At 62.5% G+C, this 19,174-nt stretch carries 15 protein-coding genes and 1 pseudogene; 12 read left to right on the top strand and 4 right to left on the bottom strand.

The window, feature by feature from the left end; all coding sequences use genetic code 11:
* Positions 1 to 65 precede the first annotated feature (65 nt).
* A complete protein-coding gene (locus ACRQEC_RS04210; protein ID WP_284889186.1) occupies positions 66 to 2,738 on the top strand; it encodes a UvrD-helicase domain-containing protein in 2,673 nt (890 codons plus the stop codon).
* On the opposite strand, the gene ACRQEC_RS04205 is transcribed toward ACRQEC_RS04210, so the two are convergent.
* The 4 genes from ACRQEC_RS04205 to ACRQEC_RS04190 are packed head-to-tail and all read right to left on the bottom strand — an operon-like array spanning position 2,686 to position 6,407.
* Entirely contained in the window at positions 2,686 to 3,642 is a 957-nt protein-coding gene (locus tag ACRQEC_RS04205) for a metal ABC transporter permease (protein ID WP_284889183.1), read from the bottom strand. The genes ACRQEC_RS04210 and ACRQEC_RS04205 overlap by 53 nt on opposite strands.
* Entirely contained in the window at positions 3,639 to 4,676 is a 1,038-nt protein-coding gene (locus ACRQEC_RS04200; RefSeq protein WP_284889182.1) for a metal ABC transporter permease, read from the bottom strand. Before ACRQEC_RS04200 ends, ACRQEC_RS04205 begins: the two co-directional genes overlap by 4 nt.
* Before the next feature lie 12 nt (positions 4,677 to 4,688).
* On the bottom strand, positions 4,689 to 5,432 hold the full coding sequence (locus tag ACRQEC_RS04195; protein WP_284889181.1) for a metal ABC transporter ATP-binding protein: 744 nt from the start codon (positions 5,430 to 5,432) through the stop codon (positions 4,689 to 4,691).
* A gap of 9 nt (positions 5,433 to 5,441) precedes the next feature.
* Positions 5,442 to 6,407, bottom strand: a complete 966-nt coding sequence (locus tag ACRQEC_RS04190) for a metal ABC transporter substrate-binding protein (RefSeq protein ID WP_284889180.1) — start codon at positions 6,405 to 6,407, stop codon at positions 5,442 to 5,444.
* A 409-nt stretch (positions 6,408 to 6,816) separates the two neighbouring features.
* Between ACRQEC_RS04190 and ACRQEC_RS04185 the strand changes: the two genes are divergently transcribed.
* The 11 genes and pseudogenes from ACRQEC_RS04185 to ACRQEC_RS04135 all read left to right on the top strand — a co-directional run.
* On the top strand, positions 6,817 to 7,050 hold the full coding sequence (locus ACRQEC_RS04185; RefSeq protein ID WP_284889179.1) for a hypothetical protein: 234 nt from the start codon (positions 6,817 to 6,819) through the stop codon (positions 7,048 to 7,050).
* A 69-nt stretch (positions 7,051 to 7,119) separates the two neighbouring features.
* The gene (trpD, locus tag ACRQEC_RS04180) at positions 7,120 to 8,139 is read left to right on the top strand and encodes an anthranilate phosphoribosyltransferase (protein WP_284889177.1); all 1,020 of its coding nucleotides are present in this window, start codon (positions 7,120 to 7,122) and stop codon (positions 8,137 to 8,139) included.
* A complete protein-coding gene (gene trpC / locus ACRQEC_RS04175) occupies positions 8,132 to 9,010 on the top strand; it encodes an indole-3-glycerol phosphate synthase TrpC (protein WP_284889176.1) in 879 nt (292 codons plus the stop codon). Before trpD ends, trpC begins: the two co-directional genes overlap by 8 nt.
* A 2-nt stretch (positions 9,011 to 9,012) precedes the next feature.
* Positions 9,013 to 10,260 carry a tryptophan synthase subunit beta gene (gene trpB / locus ACRQEC_RS04170; protein WP_320756990.1) on the top strand — a complete coding sequence of 416 codons (1,248 nt, stop codon included), beginning with the start codon at positions 9,013 to 9,015 and terminating at the stop codon, positions 10,258 to 10,260.
* Entirely contained in the window at positions 10,253 to 11,050 is a 798-nt protein-coding gene (gene trpA, locus ACRQEC_RS04165; protein ID WP_284889175.1) for a tryptophan synthase subunit alpha, read from the top strand. Before trpB ends, trpA begins: the two co-directional genes overlap by 8 nt.
* A gap of 146 nt (positions 11,051 to 11,196) precedes the next feature.
* Positions 11,197 to 12,639 (top strand): cell division protein PerM, encoded by a 1,443-nt coding sequence (locus ACRQEC_RS04160; protein ID WP_284889173.1) that lies wholly within the window; start codon positions 11,197 to 11,199, stop codon positions 12,637 to 12,639.
* A 67-nt stretch (positions 12,640 to 12,706) separates the two neighbouring features.
* Complete coding sequence (locus ACRQEC_RS04155; RefSeq protein WP_284889172.1) at positions 12,707 to 14,110, top strand: alpha/beta hydrolase; 1,404 nt, start codon at positions 12,707 to 12,709, stop codon at positions 14,108 to 14,110.
* 21 nt (positions 14,111 to 14,131) lie between these two features.
* Complete coding sequence (locus tag ACRQEC_RS04150) at positions 14,132 to 14,401, top strand: DUF3017 domain-containing protein (RefSeq protein WP_026428220.1); 270 nt, start codon at positions 14,132 to 14,134, stop codon at positions 14,399 to 14,401.
* A gap of 138 nt (positions 14,402 to 14,539) precedes the next feature.
* Positions 14,540 to 15,865: a hemolysin family protein gene (locus ACRQEC_RS04145; protein WP_284889171.1), complete on the top strand. Its 1,326-nt coding sequence runs from the start codon at positions 14,540 to 14,542 to the stop codon at positions 15,863 to 15,865.
* 832 nt (positions 15,866 to 16,697) lie between these two features.
* Positions 16,698 to 17,600 (top strand): annotated as a pseudogene (locus ACRQEC_RS04140) (BspA family leucine-rich repeat surface protein); the annotation flags it as partial.
* Between the two features lie 12 nt (positions 17,601 to 17,612).
* Positions 17,613 to 19,174 (top strand): hypothetical protein (locus ACRQEC_RS04135; protein WP_435714257.1); only part of this gene is annotated, 1,562 nt, incomplete at its 3' end.

The following is a 19,174-nucleotide window of genomic DNA, read 5'->3' as shown; positions in this document are numbered from 1 at the left end:
GTGAGAGCAACGCGAAGCTCGGGGGCGTTTTTTGTGTCGGGGTGGTGTCGTACCCTAGAAGGGCTATGGAGGAATCGTACAAAGCAACAATCGCGCGGCTGCGGGAACGCGTGGCGGCCGCCCAGCAAGCCGGGGCTACCGTGGGGCGGCGCCCGGGTGTGCCCACGCAGGCTCAGGCCGCTGCAAGCGCGCCTACAGGTCAGGGCGGGGCGGAGGCCGCGGGTGTGCTGACCGGTCAAGCTGCACCGGCACCCGGGGCCACAGGTAGTGGCACTAGCGGGGCTAACGTGACCAGCGGCGCAGCGGCGCGTATTCTCACCGGCCTCAATAGCGCCCAGCGCGAAGCCGTGATTCACAGCGGCGGCCCACTGCTCGTAGTTGCCGGGGCCGGCTCGGGTAAAACCCGGGTGCTCACCTCGCGTATCGCCTACCTCATCGCCACCGGGCAGGCCCACCCGGCCAATATCCTCGCCATCACCTTCACCAATAAGGCGGCGCGGGAAATGCGCGAACGCCTGGAGGGGATGCTCGGCGGCCTGGCCCGCGGCATGTGGATCTCCACCTTCCACTCCGCCTGCGTGCGAATTCTGCGGGCCGAACACCGCGCGCTCGGGATGCGATCCACCTTCACCATTTACGATGCGGCGGATTCCCAACGCCTCATGACCATGGTGTGCCGGGAGGAAAACATCGATATCCGGGCCTACCCGCCCAAAATGCTTAGCCGCCAGGTCTCCAATCTCAAAGATGAACTGGTTACCCCGGCCGCGCAGGCCGCGGCCGCAACTGATCGGGACGGCCAGGTGCTGGCCCAGGCCTATGCCGCCTACCAGGATCGCCTGGAGCGCGCCAATGCGCTGGATTTCGATGATCTTATTATGCGCACGGTGGAGGTGCTCACCTCCCACCCGGAGATCGCCGAACGCTACCGCACCCGCTTCCGTCACATCCTGGTCGACGAATATCAGGACACCAACCACGCCCAATACGTCCTGGTGCGCACCCTGGCCGGGCAGGGCCCGGAACGCTCCGCGCTCACCGTGGTGGGCGATGCCGATCAGTCTATTTACGCCTTCCGCGGCGCCACCATCCGCAATATTGAGGATTTTGAGAAGGACTTCGCGGATGCCACCAGCGTGGTCCTGGAGCAAAACTATCGCTCCACCCAAAATATTCTCTCTGCCGCCAATGCCGTCATCTCTCATAATGAAGGGCGCCGGCCGAAAAAGCTGTGGACAGACTCGGGGAGCGGGGAAAAGATCACCGGCTACGTGGCTGATTCGGAAAGCGACGAAGCCCATTTCGTTGTCACGGAAATTGACCGGCTCCGGGATAATAACGGGGTGCGTTACGGGGATGTGGCGGTGTTTTACCGCACCAATTCCCAGGCGCGGGCCCTGGAAGAAATGTTCGTGCGCTCCGGGATTCCCTACCGGGTCATCGGCGGTACCCGCTTCTATGAGCGCAAAGAAATTAAGGATGCCCTCGCGTACCTGCACGCGGTAGCAAATCCGGATGATACCGTTTCGCTGCGCCGCATCATCAATGAACCAAAACGCGGGGTGGGGGATACCGCGCAGGGCCACCTGGCCACCCACGCCCAACGCTGGAATATTTCCTTCGGTGCCGCGGTGGCCGATGTGGCTACCCCGAACCCGGAGCGCGGCGAAGTTGCGGGGCTGACGGCTCGGGCCCGCAGCGCCGTCGCCGATCTGGCGCGCATCCTCGAAACCGCGCGTCAGGATGCCGCCGCGGGCGGCAAACCCGCGGATATCCTCGATTACCTCATGGATGAATCCGGGTACCTGGCTGTGCTACAGGAATCCAAAGACCCGCAGGATCTCAGCCGGGTGGAAAACCTGGCCGAATTACACGCGGTCGCGGTGGAGTTTTCCGCCCAGAATCCGGATGCCGGGTTGGGGGAGTGGCTGGACCAGATTTCCCTGGTCTCGGATACGGATCGGCTTCCCGAAGGGAGTGAATCCGAAGGGGAAACCACTCTCATGACGGTCCACACCGCCAAAGGTCTGGAATTCCCGGTTGTTTTCGTCACCGGCCTGGAAGACGGCACCTTCCCGCATATGCGTTCCCTGGATGACCGGCGCGAACTCGCCGAAGAACGCCGTCTTGCTTATGTGGCTTTCACCCGCGCGCGCGAACGCCTCTATATTTCGCGCGCGGCAGCGCGCTCGTCGTGGGGGGCGCCCCAGGAATTCCCGCCCTCGCGTTTCATTGAAGAAATCCCGCCCGAACTTATTGACTGGCGCCGGGAACAATCCTCCCAGGATCTCGTGCGCGGTGGTGGTATAGGTTCCGGCATTGGTTCCGGTTACGGGTGGGGGCGCCGCGAGCGGCGCGCGCCTTCTTTCTTTGACGACGACGCCGGGCCCATCATCGGTTCAGGTACATTCAAACCCGGGAAACTCGGGGTGCCCGCCACCTCGAACTCGGCCTCTCGCGCTGATTCCGCCGGTAGTGCGCATACAGTGGCCGGCGGTTCGGGCGGCTCTGCGGCCGGCGGTTCGAGCGGTGCCCCAGGAACGGCGGGCGCGGCCGATACGGCAGCGGATACCAAGGGCTTTGCGGTGGGTGACACCGTGGAGCACCGCTCCTTCGGGCGGGGGACCATCCTCGGCTTCGAAGGCCGAGGAAAGTCCACCACCGCGAAGGTCGCTTTCGGCTCGGTCACGAAACGCTTGATGCTGCGCTTCGCTCCGCTGACGAAAGTGGAGAAGTAGTAGCTCCCGCGGCAGCGGCCGGCACGCTCAGGGTGCGCCGGTGGCTGCGTGCCGCCGCGCGCCCGCTCAGCTTGTACCCGGCCAGCGCGCTCAGGAACACCACCCCGTCGGTGAAAGCCATCATCGCCGAGGTCGCCAAATCCAGATACAGGGCCAACACGAAGCCGAGGAGCGCCTCGGCCACCGCAATCAGGAGAGTGAGAACCAGGAGGTGGCGCAGCGAGCGGGCGAAAAGAATCGCCGTGGCCGCCGGCACCACCATAAGGGCAATAACCAGGATCGCGCCCGCGGCATTGAAAGCCGCCACCACGGTCAGCGACACCAGCATCATGAGCCCCAATTCCACCGCCCGCACCGGGAAGCCGATAGTCGCAGCGAAATCACCGTCGAAGGTATCGGTTTTGAGAACCCGGAAAAACACCGCGATGAAAATCGCGTTGAGCGCGCACACCGCGAGCAGCTGCCACATGGTGCGCGGGCCAATATCGTAACCGCCGATGATGATATGTTCCGGGCTCAAAGCCATGAGATTCAGATCCCCGGTGAGCACGGTGTCCTGGCAAATGTGGATATGGGAAAGCGTGGTCGAAAGCAGCAAAATACCCAGGGCGAAAAGCACCGGGAAAATCACGCCCTGGCTGGCATCCCCGGTCAGCAACCGGGTGCGATCCAGCTGCTGGGCACCCAGCACCACCACCAAACCCATGAGCGCCGCGCACACCACCATGACCGGGGAATGCGTAGACCCGGAAAGAATCGTGCCCACCACAATTCCGGGGAGCACCGCGTGCGACATCGCATCCACCAGCATGGACTGCCCGCGCAACACCAGGAACACCCCCGGAAGCGCGCAGGTCACCGCGGTCACCACCGCGAGCAACATAACTGCCACAATGAAACTCATTGCCCGCTCCTCTCCGAAGTACCCCCGGCTGCCAGAGTATCCGGCGCCGCAGGCGCCGGCGTCGTCGCCGATCCTTGCGCACCCGCAGGAACCGGAACCTCCGCGGAAGCCAGCGCCCGCGTGGCAAGATCACCGCGCAAGCGGCGCTGGCGCAGGGCCACCACCACGATGGAGCGGCGCGGCGCGGCCAGCAGCGAGAACGCGAAAATAACAAAGAGGTGGAGCACCACGATCGGGCCGGTGGGAACTTTGCCCAGGCAGACGGACAGGTACGCGCCCGCCGCGCCCGCAACCCCGCCGAAAATCCCGGCGAGCACCATCATGGAGGACATGCGGTGCGTCCACTGGCGCGCGGCCGCGGCCGGCATAATCGCAAAAGCGACCATGAGAATAAGCCCCACGCCCTTAATTCCAATAACGATAGCGATGGTGACGAGTACCAGCATGAGCGGCGTGAGCACGCGCGGGCTGAAGCCCTGCAATTGTGCCGTCACCGGATCGAAAGTCACCAATTTGATTTCTTTGAAGAAAGCGAGGATTACCGCGACGGTGAGCAGCCCGAATACCGCGATGGTCACCAGATCTCCGGCGCGCACATTCGCCGCGTTGCCGAACATGTAGCTGTCGATTCCGCCGCGATTGGGCAGGTGGGAATGGGTGAGGAGCCGCAGGCATACCATCCCGCCGCCGTAAAACAGCGAGAGGCAGATGGCCATGGCGGCATCCGCCTTCACTTTCGAATGCGCCACGATGATATTGGTGAGAACGACGGCGCACATCGCCGCCGCGCTCGCCCCCAGCACGAGGACCACCATCGAGCGCCCATCCATGCCCAGCAGGGTGGCGACCGTGAAGGCTGCAACCACACCGAGGATGGAGCTGTGCCCGATAACGTCGGATACCAGGGACTGGCGGCGCAGGTAAAGCAGGCAGCCGGCGATCCCGGAAAACACCCCGATGAGGGTGGTTCCGATGAGCATGGTGCGGAAAATATAGGTTCCCCACAGTTCCAGCGGGGAAATAAAATCAATCATTGCGCCGCGCCCTCACTTGCGTTCGAGGGCGATGGAAAGGCCGTAGGCCCGCGCGATATTATCCGCGGTGAAAGCCTCCTCCACGCTTCCGCTCGCCACCAGTTTGCCGCCGGAGAGCAGCACCACGCTATCGCAGAAATCGGGGACCGTCTGCAAATCGTGATGCACGATCATCACGGTTTTCCCCTCATCAACCAGCTCGCGCAGCAGCGTCATAATCGCCTGCTGAGAGGTGATATCGATACCCGCGAAAGGTTCGTCCATGAGGTAGAGCTCGGCGTGCTGGGCCAGGGCGCGCGCCACGAAGGTGCGCTGCTGCTGGCCGCCGGACAGCTCGTTGATATGGCGGTGGGCAAGATTGGAAATTCCCAGGCGCTCCATGGCCGCGGCGGCAGCTTCGCGCTGGCGCGCGCCCGGGCGGCGCAGCCAGCCCAGCTGGGCGTACGTACCCATGAGTACGACGTCGCCCACCGTGGTCGGGAAATCCCAATCCACGGTGGCGGTTTGCGGCACGTAAGCAATGCGTGAACGCACCCGGGGGAGCGGTTCACCGAAGAAGGTGACGTCCCCGGCGAGGGCCGGAACGAGGCGCAGGGCCGCCTTCATGACGGTGGATTTCCCCGCGCCGTTCGGGCCGAGAAGCGCCACCACCTGGCCCGGACTGACGCGGAGCGAAACATCGCTCACCGCGATCGTATCCTGGTAGGCGACGCTCAGGTGGTCAATCTGACAGGCCAGCGTGGTAGCGGATCCCATAGATATCACCTATTTCTGCGACAGCGCGCTGACGATGGAATCAACGTTGTAGCTGAAAGCGCCCAGGTAGGTATTCGTGGGGGCTTCGGAGCTGAGGGTATCGGCGAAGAGCTCGTTATCGGAGACCTCAACGTGCCAGCCCTTTTCGCGCACCGCGTCCTGGAGGTGCTTAATGACTTCGGGGTTCTTGAGGTTGTCCTGGAAGATCACCGGAACCTTGCGCTCGGCAATGAGGGTGGCGAGCTCGTTGAGCTCCACCGCGGACATTTCCGATTCGGAGGAAACGAAATCGGTGGCGTGAATTTCAATACCGAAAGAAGCGCCCAGGTAGTTGAAGGCGTCATGCCCGGTGATGAGCACGCGGTTTTCCTTCGGGATCTTATCGAACTTGGCCTTGGCTTCATCGGCGGCCTTGGCGATCTTCTTGTTGTATTCTTCCGCGTTGGCCTTGTAGAGGTCCGCGTTCGCGGCGTCGATCTCACCGAGCTTGGTGGCGGTGGCCGTCACCACGTACTGCCAGTTTTCCGGGGAGTTCCACACGTGCGGGTCGTGGCCTTCGATCTTGCCGTCTTCTTCCCAGGGGAGGAGCTTATCTTCCGGGATTGCTTCCGCGGCGGCGATCTGGCGGTCGCCGAGCTTCTCGAGCTGGCCCATCATCTTGTGTTCCATATCGTGGGAGGTCCACACCACAAGATCGGCCTTTTCGATGGCCTGGGTGTCCTGGGTGGTCAGTTCCTGGGTGTGAGGATCACCGCCGGGCTTGACCAAGGTGGTTACGTTAGCCTCGGGAGCGACGTTGCGAATAACATCTTCGAGGTAACCGGTAGTTGCCACCACCGACAGGCCCGCGGCCTTTGAGGAGTCGGTGGCCGGCGATTCGGATGCGCCCTTGTTTTCGGTGGCGCAGCCGGTCAGGGATGTGAGTGCCAAAGCCCCGGCCGCGGCAATCGCGGCCAACTTAACAGAATGTTTCATGGTGTCCTTCTTCAATCACGAAAGCATGTAAGGTATGGGTTTCTTTACTCGGGACCTGAATATGTTAACCGATGCACGCATAAAGCACTAGGGCAAATCTGCGAAACGTCGCGAAAAATCCCGGGAATTGCTGGGTGAAAAGTCAATAATAATAATTGCGTGCCTGGTAGTTGCGGCACTCTCGCTCACTTCTGGTAGTACGACGACGCCGCTAGCTGGCTACCGCCCTGACCTGTCCGCATGATGGACCGGGGCGGGGGCGCCACCCGGGGTGGGCTAAGCTCACAGCTATGCAGCAGGATCTCAAGGTACAGGGTCAGGCCGGTGCGGCCTGGCGATGGTGGCGCGCCTAAGAAGCGTGCCCCTGCGGCGCAACCACGCCGCCCCAACCACCTGAGAGGAGAATCCCGTGCAACGGGACCTACCGCATTCACCTGAGCACTATGTCCCCGATGCCCTATCCACGCATCGCCGGCACTCCACCACACTCACTGTCTCCATCATGGCGCCTTCCGCAACGCCGGCTACTGCCGCCGCGGCGGCGGCCATGGCTGCCTCCACCCGCGCCCAGCTGCGCTGCCGCTGGTGGAAAGCCGCCCGGGGGCGATGGCGCGCTGCGCTCAGCTCAGCGCAGCCTGCCTAGCGCAGCACACCTAGCGCGGCCCGCTCAGCACCGCAGTCCACACAAACTTTCCCAACGTACGGAGTTGTCATGATTAAAGAAGCCATTATTAAAGTTGTGTCCAAGCAGGATCTCACCTATGACGAGGCCTATACCGTTATGAATGAGATCATGGGCGGGGAAAGCACCCCCACCCAGACGGCCGCGTTCCTCGCCGCGCTGTCCACCAAGAACGCGCGGGCAGAAACCACCGATGAGATTTCCGGCTGCGCCACCGCGATGCGCGAGCACGCTGATTACTTCGAGGTTCCTTTCCCCACCCTGGAAATCGTGGGAACCGGCGGGGATAACGCCCACTCCTTCAATATTTCCACGACCTCGATGTTCGTGCTGGCCGCCGGGGGAGTCAAGGTCTCCAAGCACGGTAACCGCGCCGCCTCCTCGCTTTCCGGTACCGCTGACTGCCTGGAAGCCCTCGGGGTGAATATCAACCAGGATCCGGATACCTGCCGGCGCCTCCTCGATGAGGTGGGCATGTGCTTCATGTTCGCCCAGCTCTACCACAAGTCCATGAAGAACGTGGGGGCGATCCGCAAGGAGCTCGGCTTCCGCACCGTCTTCAATATCCTCGGGCCGCTGACCAACCCGATCCACCCCGAATACCAGGTTCTCGGTGTTTACGATGAATACCTCGTGGAGCCGCTCGCCCGCGTCCTCAATGACCTGGGCGTCCACCACGGTCTGGTGGTTTACGGCCAGGATAAGCTCGATGAGATTTCCCTCTCCGCCCCCACCACGGTCTGCGAAGTACGTAACGGTGAATACCGCACCTTCGAAATGTCCCCGGATGTGTTCGGCTTCAACCGGGCCACCCCGGCCGATATGCTCGGCGGCACCCCGGAAGAAAACGCCCAGATCACCCGCGATATCCTCTCCGGGAAGATCACCGGCCCCAAGCGTGACGTGGTCCAGCTCAATGCCGGTGCCGGGCTCTATATCGCCGGCAAGGCCCGCTCCATTGCCGCGGGCGTGGATATGGCCGGCGACCTCATTGACGGCGGCAGCGCCTACCGCAAGATTGACGAATTCGTGGAGGCTTCGCGTGCCTAATATTTTGGAGCAGATCGCCGCCGCCACCCGGAAGCGGGTGGCCCGCGATAAAGAACAGATCCCCGCGGCCCGCATGCGCGAACTCGCCGAAGGGCTCGCAGCTTCCGCGCCCGCTGCCGCCGCGCCCGCACCCGCCGCTGGGAGCCAACCCGGGAGCGATCCGGCCAGCTTCCCCTTCGAGGCCGCCCTGCGCGGCCCCGGGCTCGGCTTCATCTGCGAAGTGAAAAAAGCCTCGCCTTCCAAGGGCATCATCGCCGAAGATTTCCCCTACCTCGATATTGCCCGCTCCTACGAAGCGGCCGGGGCGGAAGCCATGTCCGTGCTCACCGAACCGCAGTGGTTCCTCGGCTCGGATAGCTACCTGGAGGAAATCACCCGCACGGTTGCTACCCCCTGCCTGCGCAAAGATTTCGTGGTGGATTCCTACCAGATCTACCAGGCGAAAACGCTGGGGGCCAGCGCGGTGCTGCTCATCTGCGCGCTCCTGGATACCGCAACCCTGCGCGAGTACCTCCAGCTGGCGCATTCCCTCGGGCTATCCGCCCTGGTGGAAACCCACGACGCCGCGGAAATTGATTCCGCCCAGGCGGCCGGCGCCCGCATCATCGGAATCAACAACCGCAATCTCAAAGATTTTTCGGTTGATCTGACCACCGCGGGCCAGTTGCGGGCCCGTATCGAGAGTACGGCGCTCGTCGTCGCCGAATCGGGGGTGCGCGGGGCCGCGGACGTGGAAGCGCTCGCGGCCGGCGGTGCCGACGCGGTGCTCGTGGGCGAAGCCCTCATGCGCAGCGCCGATAAAGTAGGAGTACTGGCCCAGTGGCGCCAGGCCGCGGCGCGCGTCGTCGCCCCCGCACAGGAGAAAGAGTAACCATGACCGAAGGACACACGATGGAAAGCTCCACCTCGGGAACCTCCACGCTGGAAACCGGCGCGCCCGAGCGCCCGGGCCGTTTCGGCATCCACGGCGGGCAGTTCATCCCGGAAACTCTCATGCCGGCCATCGAAGAGCTGGACGCCGCCTACCGGCACTACCGCGACGACCCGGACTTTAACGCCGAACTCACCGATCTTTTCAATAATTACGCGGGCCGGCCCTCCCTCCTCTACTACGCGGAGCGGATGACGCGCGATCTGGGCGGCGCGAAAATCTACCTCAAACGCGAGGACCTCAACCACACCGGCGCCCACAAAATCAATAACGTGCTCGGCCAGGCGCTGCTCGCCAAGAAAATGGGCAAAACCCGCCTCATCGCGGAAACCGGGGCCGGCCAGCACGGGGTCGCCACCGCCACCGCCGCCGCGCTTTTCAATATGGAATGCGTGGTGTTCATGGGGGAGGAAGATACCCGCCGCCAGGCCCTCAACGTATACCGGATGCGGCTGCTGGGCGCGGATGTGGTCGCGGTGAAATCCGGGACCGGCACCCTCAAAGACGCCGCCAGCGAAGCCTTCCGCGAATGGACCGGGCGCGTGAGCGATACCCACTACTGCCTCGGCTCGGTTATGGGCCCGCATCCCTTCCCCACGATCGTGCGTGATTTCCAAGCGGTTATTTCCCGCGAGGCCCGCGCCCAGATCCTGGAAGCTGAGGGGCGCTTGCCCGATGCGGTCATCGCCTGCGTGGGCGGCGGCTCGAACGCGGCCGGTTCCTTCTATAACTTCGTGAATGACGCGGGCGTGCGTCTCATCGGCGCGGAAGCGGCCGGGCGGGGCGTGGATACCCCGGATACCGCCGCGACCATCGCCACCGGCACCGAAGGTATTTTCCACGGCATGAAATCCTATTTCTGCCAGGATGAATTTGGGCAGATCGCCCCGGTGTACTCCATCTCGGCCGGCCTGGACTACCCGGGCATCGGCCCCGAGCACGCCTACTGGCACGATATCGGGCGCGCGGAATACGTACCGGTTACCGATGCGGAGGCCGTGGATGCGTTCGAATACCTTTCGCGCACCGAGGGGATTATTCCCGCGATTGAATCGGCGCACGCCCTCGCGCACGCCATGAAGATCGCCCCGGATATGCCGGGCAAGATCATTATCGTCACGCTCTCGGGCCGCGGGGATAAGGACGTTGCGGCCATCGCGCGCTACCGGGGAGAAGATATTCATGACTAAACAGGTACCCATCGCCCGGGCTTTTTCTCGCGGCAAAGCTTTTATTCCGTTCTTCACCTGCGGGGATCCAGATTTAGGTACGACGGCGCACATCATCCGCGCGGCCGGCCGGGCCGGTGCAGATCTTATTGAATTCGGCGTGCCTTTCTCTGATCCGACCGCCGAGGGCCCGGTCATCCAGGCATCCTCGGAGCGGGCGCTGCGCGGGGGAGCCACAACGGACAAGATTTTTGAGATGATCGGCCAGGTGCGCCCGGATCTGGAGTGCCCCTTCGTCATCATGACCTACGCCAATGTGGTCTTCTCCTACGGCCCGGAGCGCTTCGCGCGCCGCTGCGCGGAAGTTGGGGTCTCCGGCGTGATCCTCCCCGATGTGCCTTTCGAAGAGAAGGGCGAATTCGAGGGGGCTTTGGCTGCGCATAACGTTGACCTTATTTCGCTCATCGCGCCTACCTCCGAGGATCGGATCGAAGCGATTGCGCGGGCCGCGCGCGGTTTCCTCTACGTGGTGTCCTCCATGGGCGTGACGGGCATGCGCTCGAATATCACCACCGATGTGGGGGCCATCGTGGAGAAAATCCGCTCGGTCACGGATATTCCCTGCGCGATTGGCTTTGGGATTTCTTCCCCGGAGCAGGCCGCCCGTATGGGGGCCCTCTCCGACGGGGTAATCGTGGGATCGGCCCTGGTTTCCCGGATTCACGAACTTGCGGCGGCCGGAAAGGATGCGGAGGAGATCGCCGCGGATATCGCCGGCCGGGTGAGCGAGCTCAAGGGCGCGCTCGGCTAAGCGCCGTAACGTGAGGCGCCGGTGTGCGCGTAGCGGAGCGAAAGCCCCGCCGTGAGCGCGCACCGGCCGCGCGAAAATGGTGCGGTGAGCAACACGCCGGGCCCTCTTCCGCGGCCCGGCACCCATCGCGCGCCACCATGGAAGGGATGTTAACGTATTCGCGCCGCGTGGCGCTCGCCCTGGCCGTTATCCAGCCCGTGGTCCTCACCTGGATCACGGTGGTGCTCATCTGCCTGCTCGGATACACCCTCACCGCGGCCTCCCCGCTGCTCGGGGACGTGACGTGGCAGGGAGCGGCACGCCTGGGCGGCTCCCTGTGGCTGCTCGCCCTCGGCACGCCGCTGGTGAGCGCGGGCGGGCATATCGGCCTCATGCCGCTGCTCCTGACCGCCCTCATCGCCTGGCTCACGGTGCGCTTCCTGCGCGCCATCGTGGTGGAGGATTGGTGGGACGTAGCCATCGCCACCCTGAGCGGAGCGGGCAGCGCCGGCGTGATCTGCCTGCTTTCCCTCCCGCAATCATCTCTGCTCCACGCCCTCGTGGGCGGGGCGGTGCTCAGCTTCGCGGCCAGCCAATGCGCCTGGCTGGAACGCCCGGCCTGGCCCGGGGTGGCGATCCTCGAACGCGGCTGGCGCCTCATCGCACCGCTGGCCGCCACCCTGGCCGCCCTGAGCCTCCTCCTGGTTCTTGCCGCGGTGGTGCTCGGCTTCGGGCGCGCCCAGGCCCTGCACGCCGCCTACCTCACCGACCTCACCGGCACGATTCTCTTCACCCTCACCCAGCTGCTTTTCGCCCCCGCGCTTTTGGTGTGGGCACTGGCCTACGTAACCGGCGCCGGTTTCACGGTGGGCAGCGGCGCGGTCTTTTCGGCCCTGGGTGGCAGTTTCGCCCCCATCCCCGGCCTTCCCGTTTTCGGCCTGCTGCCCGACCCGGCCCTGCGCCCCGCCTGGCTCCTCATCATCCCCATCCTCACGGGCCTGGCCTGGGGCGTGATCCGCTCGCTGCGCCCGCGCGACTGGGTGAGCGCTGCGGTGGGCGCCCTGGAACTCCTGGTGCTCGTGGCCCTGGCCGGGCAATTCGCCACCGGCGGGATCGGCCCGGGCCGCATGCTCGAGGTGGGCACCCGCGCCCCGCTCCTCACCGGCTGCGTGGCTCTCACGGTGCTGCTGCCTTTCGCGCTCGGCTACGGCGCGCGCGACTTCTGGATGTGGGTGCGTGCCTTGTGGGAACGTTATCGGGTACGGCGCGCCCTGCGCCCCGCCGCACAGCAGAACGACGACGCCGCCCACTCCGCAGCGGCCGCTTCCGCCACCACCGTGGCGCCTGGCGGCGATGCGGCGGTGGAGCAGGCCGCGCCGGAGACCGCCGCAGCGCCGGGCGGGGAGAGCGCACTCACCGCGGATGCCAGCGCCACCGCGCCCACGGCTGCCACGGCGCCAGCCGCGCCGACGGCACCGGCTGCCACTGCGCCAGCCGCGCCGTCCACCACCCTGCACTCGGTTCCCACCGCGGCTACCGCTGCGGAACCAGCATCTTCTCAGCCGGCCGCCGCTGACTGGGAAGAGCGTGGGAAAAGTGAGGAAAAATAACAGGAGAGCTGGGCATAGAGTGAAATAACGGCGCGCGGAGGCGCCCGGGCGGCCTAAAATTTTGCCTATGCTTCAACCCAATACGCACGGGGCGCTCCTGGCTGCCGGCCTCTGCTCGCTGGCTTTCCTGGCGTTGGGGGTGCGCACCATCCCGCGTACCCGCCGCCTGGCTACCGCGATTCCGGTGCTCGCCATGGTGGTGGCAGCCGTCTGCGGCGTCGTCGCTATTGGGGTGGGCATGAACCTCAACTTGCAGTACGCAAGCACGTGGAGCGATGTCAAAACCATTTTCACGAAAAGCGGCGGCAAGGCTTCCGTGACCGCGGTGACGAGCGAGCTACCCAAGTACGCCGGGCAATCCGGTGAGATCCCCATGCCGGAGGGCAAAGAGTGGAAAGCTGATTTCACCCCGGCCGGGCACGGGGTGGTGGGAACCGTCTTCCGCGGCCCCGAATCCGGCCTGGAACTGCCCGTCTGGGTGTATCTGCCCCCGGATTATTCCCCGGAGCGCACCTACCGTGTGATCGTCATGATCCAGGGCTTCCCCTCGCAGACGGAGAAAATTCCGGGTGTGCTGGATTTGGAGCATACGATGCCGGCGAGCGCGCCGGATACGATCGTCGTGGTCCCCTCCCTCAATGTGGATAACCAGCAGCCCGATTGCGTGGATCTATCCGGGCGGCCCGCGGTGGGAACCTGGGTGAATCGCGATATCGTGCAGATGGTGCGCAAGAATTTCTCGGTCTCGGCGGATCGGCGCGATTGGGCTATTGCCGGGGCGTCCTACGGGGGCTGGTGCGCGCCGGTGCTCGGCCTGTACAACCCGCAAACCTTCGCCTCGGTGATTTCCTTTTCCGGGTACAACGTGCCGGTGATCGGCCTGACCCAAGCCCCCGGCCTGCGCGAACAATTCACCGTCACCAACCTCATGAAAAAGGCGAGCTGGCCGCAATCCATGTACTTCACCGGCACCCGCACTGATAACGACCCGGTGGAGCTGGCGCGCGGCCTGGAGGAGGTCAAGAACCCGCGCCTGAAAACCACCGTGCACCTCGACCCGAACGGCGGGCATTCCTGGGACACCTGGAAGAAACAGCTTCCCGGGGCGCTGGACTGGTGGAATGGTGATCGGGCGGGCGGAGCGAAAAGCGTGGTGGCCACCCGTGGCTGGATGACCCAAAAAACGACCGTCGCCGGCGCCTACCTGGTCTTTGCGCTGTTGGCCGCGGGGAGTATTGTGCGCGGGCGGGCCCTGGTGCGCCGCCCCCGCTATGTGCCCCGGCACGCGCTGCACACCCGCCGCCACGCCCTGCCGCGCGGCACAGGCCGCTACCGGATACAGCGCTGGGCCTGGGTGAGCCTGACGGTGGCCTGGGGGATCGTGGCCCTGCTTCTCACCGTCAATCTCAAAACGCATACGGTCGAAGACATCCGCTTTATCGGCGCCTTCTTCCACCTCTTCACCATGTAGCGGCGGGCTATACTTGCTCACGTGAATGCGCACTTTTCCCACCCGCTGGTCTACTGGGCCTGCGCGGCCTGGATCGGCATCATCGTGGCCCTCGCCTTCCTCGCCGACCCGCGCGTGGCCATCCTCGCGCTCGCGGGTAGTTTCGTGATCCTCGCGGTGGCCCGCCTGACGCTGCCCACCGGCTACGTCCCCTCGGTGCGCTCGCGCATCACCGACGCCGCCACCCTCCTCCTCCTGGCCGCCGCGCTCTTTTTCCTGGCGCGTTTCGCCCTCACGCCCCCCGTTATTTAAGAACGACGCCGCAGCTCCCCGGCACGCCACCACGCAGGCGCTGCGCCGTCGTACCACCACAACCTTCCCGTGTTCGCTTGCCGCTTGTTTCTGAGACGCGGTGGGGTTGGTGGGCGCGGGCTCGTCCATACTGGTGGAGTGAGTCCCTTAGCTATGAACATTATCTGGGTTGTTGTTTTCACTCTGATCGGCGCGTTTTTCGCCGCTTCGGAAATCGCGCTGGTGTCCCTGCGGCAAACGCAGATCGACGAAATGGCGGAAAATTCCGCCTCCGGGAAAACTATCCAGCGCCTGACCTCGGATTCCAACCAGTTTCTTTCCGCTGTTCAGGTGGGCGTGACCCTGGCCGGGTTCTTCTCCGCCTCCTTCGGTGCCGCTTCCATCGCCCCGGAGATCGCGCCCACGTTCAGAGCGTGGGGGATGTCGGAAAACGGGGCCACCACCTTGGCTTTTGTGCTCACCACGCTCGTGATTTCCTATATCTCCATTGTGTTCGGGGAGCTGGTGCCCAAGCGCATCGCCCTGCAATCGGCGGAAACGATCTCCACGCTGGCCGCCCGGCCCCTCGCTTTTATTACCGCGGTGCTGCGGCCGGTCATCTGGTTCCTGGGCGTGAGCGTGAACGGGGTGCTGCGGCTGCTGCGCCGCGACCCGAAAGAGCAGCGCGAAGAAATGGGAGTGGCGGAGCTGCGCGCTTTTGTGGCCAGCCAGGAAACGATTGGCACCGAGGAACGCGATATGGTCGTCTCGATGCTGTCCGTTTCAGACCGCACCGTCCAGGAGGTCATGACGCCGCGCACCGAAGTGGAATTCCTAGACGCGGAACTTTCCCTAGACGAAGCACGGCCTCTCGTTACGGCCCTGGAGCACTCGCGTTATCCGGTGCGCCGCGGTGGGAACGACGACGACGTGATCGGCTTCCTGCACATTCGCGATATGCTCGCTCCCGCTCCCACGGCTCAACGGGTGAGCGATTTGGTGCGCCCGGTGACGTTCTTCCCGACGGGTAAGGATGTGCTGGAAGCCCTCTCGGATCTGCGGAAAGCCCACGCGCACCTGGCCATTGTGGTGGATGAATACGGGGGTACGGACGGCATCGTCACCATTGAGGACGTAATGGAAGAATTCGTGGGCGAGATCCGCGATGAATACGACCGCGAGGTCCCCAAGGTGCAGGTGCACGGGGGAGTGCGGGATATGGACGGGCTGTCTACCCGCCCCGAAGTGCTCAAAATGCTCGGCGTGGAGCTACCCGAGGGGCCTTTTGATACCCTGGCCGGCTATATCATCGCCCAGCTGGGGCGCATGCCGCAGGTAGGGGATTCCACTCGGCTGGGCGCGGTGGAGCTCACCGTGCAATCCCTGGACGGGCGGCGCATCGACCGGGTGCGGGTGGACCAGGTGACCGAATCGGAGGACATCGCCATGGCCCGTATGGAAGGCCATAGCGAAGCCGGGCGGTAGCCGGTGCTCTAGCGGATCACGCGGGTAGCCGAATCGCGCGGGGAGTAAGACTCGTTGGCATCGGACGTAACCCCGCTGCCAACGGTCGCGGTGCCGTTGAATTCTGGATATACCTTCATGGAGCTACGTGCAGTCTTGCAATCTAGACGCAGAAAAGCTAAAAAATAGCATTTTTACAGGGTAATGTAGGTTTCCCATTTTCGCGACAGTGAAAATAATAAATAGAAATAGTCCCTGCCGGGGTGTATAGAAAACTAATTTTTATGTATAAATCGACGGCGTATTCGGCATTAATCAAGCTATAGTGGGCTTGTTTCAGCTCGGTTGAATTTTGGTTACAAAAGACGTTTCCGCTCGAGACTTTAGTCACAAGTAGCTACCTATTACCGCATAAATAAGCGGAAAAGTCTGACTACCGCACTGCTTGGGCTGGAATTATCCTGAACGTCACCCGTGGTGAAAACTGTAGAAATTAGCTAAGGTAAATCAAGAAAGCGACTATGCAGTCGTACTCATTCCTATTCCTTATTGAACGTGAAAATGGTTTCGCGACGGGTGTGGGATGTTTGCCTGTAACGGTATCAATTGGTGAGGGGTTAGTAGTGAAGCTGATCAAACGAGCGGCTGCCGTTATTGCCGCGCTTGCTGTTTTAGCGGGGGGGGGGTAGCCGCTCCTAGCCTCGCGTCACCCGACACTTCCGACGGGGGAGAAACGCGCGCAACGGAGCGCGCAGCAGGAATCCCCGTCGGCCCTAACCTCACCGCCACCTGGGATGCCGCCACAAAAACACTCACTGTCGCCGGCCATGGCGAACTCGACCGCGATCAGTGGATGCCGCTCAAAAAACGGCACTGTGGCACGGGTGGAGAAACTGAGCCGGAGAAAATAGTTTTTACTCCGAATAGTGGTCAAAAAATAATATTTTCAGGGCGGGCTACTGCCTTATTTAAAGACTGTGTTAATGCGGAAATTGATCTCCCTTCTAACGGAATAGACACGAGCCAAGTGTCCAATATGCGGGAAATGTTCATGGATACTCCCAGGGCAAATCCGGACGTTTCCAACTGGGATGTTGGGAACTGTCATGATTTTACGCGAATGTTTACCGGCTCGGGCGCTAATCCGGATGTCTCTCGCTGGAATGTGAGCCGGAAGGCCGACTATCAGTGGATGTTTTTTGGCGCGCTCAACGCTACATTCATCGATATAACTAACTGGACGTTCCCCCAGAATGGGACGATTATGGATAGGAGAAGGACTGCTGAGCATATTTTCCATACTTTCAGTCGTACGACACTACGGCTGAAAGGGGAGCAATTTTGTCATTTAAGGTCGCTCTATTCGATCGCCGAATTTGACCCAAGCATTTCCTATGAAATCGTAAAAGAGGAGAATTTCGAACGTCTTAGCTGGGATATACCCGGAGACAGGGTTAGGGTATTTTTCGCGGGTAATTCTAATTGTGGGCGATATCAAGATAAGGCCACTTATCTTCTCCGTCCTATGGACATTAGAGAAATTACGGTGAAAGCCGATCCGATCACTATTTATACAGGTGACAAATCGCCAAACTTGACCTATGAAATTTCGCCGTCAGGACTTGGTGACCAACTAGAAGGTGAACTTGAAACAACATATTCAAATGGTATGGGTCCGGGTGAATATCCAATCAGCCAGGGAGGGCTGCGGCTGAAGCGTTCGGCACTTTCTACCTACTCATTAAAGTTTGTCCCCTCAATCTTAACCGTGAAAGAAAAGCCTGCGCAGCCGCCGGCTCAAGTGACGGCAACGGATTGGGTTGATGGTGCGAAGGACTGTAATACCCGTAAGGTTTCGCAGTCGCGTACCGTGACCACAACCCCGCATCGGTGGGATTCTTCCTCGCGCAAGTGGGTCCTTGATACTGCGAAGGCGAGCAAGAAGACTGAGACGCGCCAGCGGGATATGAATGACGGCGAGCATCGGCAATGTACGCCTCAGCCGCCGGCCCAGGTCACGGCGACGAATTGGGTTGATGGGGACAAGGATTGCAACACCAGGAGAGTGTCGCAGTCGCGGACGGTGACGACGACTCCGTATCGGTGGGATTCTTCCTCGCGTAAGTGGGTGCCTGACACTTCCAAGGCTTCGCAGAAGACCGAGTCGCGCCAGCGGGATATGAATGACGGTGAGCATCGCGCGTGTACGCCGCAGCCGAATCCGCAGGTGACGACAACTAATTGGGTTGATGGTGCGAAGGACTGTAATACCCGTAAGGTCACGCAGTCGCGTACTGTGACGACGACACCGCACAGGTGGGACTCAAGCTCACGTCAGTGGGTGCTCGACACGAGCAAGGCTTCGCAGAAGACTGAGACGCGCCAGCGTGACATGAATGATGGCGAGCATCGCGAGTGTACGCCTCAGCCGCCGGCTCAAGTCACCGCGACTAACTGGGTTGATGGTGCGAAGGATTGTAATACCAGGAAGGTCACGCAGTCGCGTACCGTGACCACGACTCCGCATCGGTGGGATTCTTCCGCGCGCAAGTGGGTGCTCGACACGAGCAAGGCTTCGCAGAAGACTGAGACGCGCCAGCGGGACATGAATGATGGCGAGCATCGTGCATGTACGCCGCAGCCGCAGGCCCAAGTCACCGCAACGAACTGGGCTGATGGTGCGAAGGACTGTAACACCAGGAAAGTTACGCAGTCGCGTACCGTGACCACGACTCCGCATCGGTGGGATTCTGGCTCGCGGAAATGGGTCCTCGACACCGCGAAGGCAAGCAAGAAGACCGAGACGCGTCAACGCGAGATGAATGATGGCGAGCATCGCGCATGCACGCCGCAGCCGCAGGCCCAGGTGACTGCTACTAACTGGGTTGACGGGGCGAAAGACTGCAACACCAGGAAAGTCAACCAGTCCCGGACGGTGACCACGACTCCGTATAAGTGGGACTCGGGTAAACGCCAGTGGGTGCCCGATAACGGTAAGGCTTCGAAGAAGACTGAGACTCGCCAGCGTGACATGAACGATAACGAGCATCGTGCATGTACTCCGCAGCCGCCGGCCCAGGTGACCGCAACTAACTGGGTTGATGGTGCCAAGGATTGCAACACCCGAAAGGTTAGTCAGTCCCGGACGGTGACCACGACACCTCACAAGTGGGATTCAGGCGCACGCAAGTGGGTGCTCGACACCAGTAAGGCTTCGAAGAAGACTGAGTCTCGCCAGCGTGACATGAACGATGGTGAACATCGCCAGTGCACGCCGCAGCCGCCTGCCCAGGTGACTGCCACTAACTGGGTTGATGGCGCGAAGGATTG

Origin of the sequence: Actinotignum saccati (assembly GCF_051265055.1) — a bacterium.
Lineage (GTDB): Bacteria > Actinomycetota > Actinomycetes > Actinomycetales > Actinomycetaceae > Actinotignum.
The sequence above is the reverse complement of the archived record's forward strand: the minus strand, read 5'-3'. Positions and strand labels throughout refer to the sequence as shown.

Excerpts from the sequence above, each read along its gene's own strand:
- ACRQEC_RS04210 (WP_284889186.1), top strand. The coding sequence starts at position 66 with ATGGAGGAATCGTACAAAGCAACAATCGCGCGGCTGCGGGAACGCGTG.
- ACRQEC_RS04200 (WP_284889182.1), bottom strand. The coding sequence starts at position 4,676 with ATGATTGATTTTATTTCCCCGCTGGAACTGTGGGGAACCTATATTTTC.
- ACRQEC_RS04195 (WP_284889181.1), bottom strand. The coding sequence starts at position 5,432 with ATGGGATCCGCTACCACGCTGGCCTGTCAGATTGACCACCTGAGCGTC.
- ACRQEC_RS04155 (WP_284889172.1), top strand. The coding sequence starts at position 12,707 with ATGCTTCAACCCAATACGCACGGGGCGCTCCTGGCTGCCGGCCTCTGC.
- trpB (WP_320756990.1), top strand. The coding sequence starts at position 9,013 with ATGACCGAAGGACACACGATGGAAAGCTCCACCTCGGGAACCTCCACG.
- trpD (WP_284889177.1), top strand. The coding sequence starts at position 7,120 with ATGATTAAAGAAGCCATTATTAAAGTTGTGTCCAAGCAGGATCTCACC.
- ACRQEC_RS04205 (WP_284889183.1), bottom strand. The coding sequence starts at position 3,642 with ATGAGTTTCATTGTGGCAGTTATGTTGCTCGCGGTGGTGACCGCGGTG.
- ACRQEC_RS04160 (WP_284889173.1), top strand. The coding sequence starts at position 11,197 with ATGTTAACGTATTCGCGCCGCGTGGCGCTCGCCCTGGCCGTTATCCAG.
- trpA (WP_284889175.1), top strand. The coding sequence starts at position 10,253 with ATGACTAAACAGGTACCCATCGCCCGGGCTTTTTCTCGCGGCAAAGCT.
- ACRQEC_RS04190 (WP_284889180.1), bottom strand. The coding sequence starts at position 6,407 with ATGAAACATTCTGTTAAGTTGGCCGCGATTGCCGCGGCCGGGGCTTTG.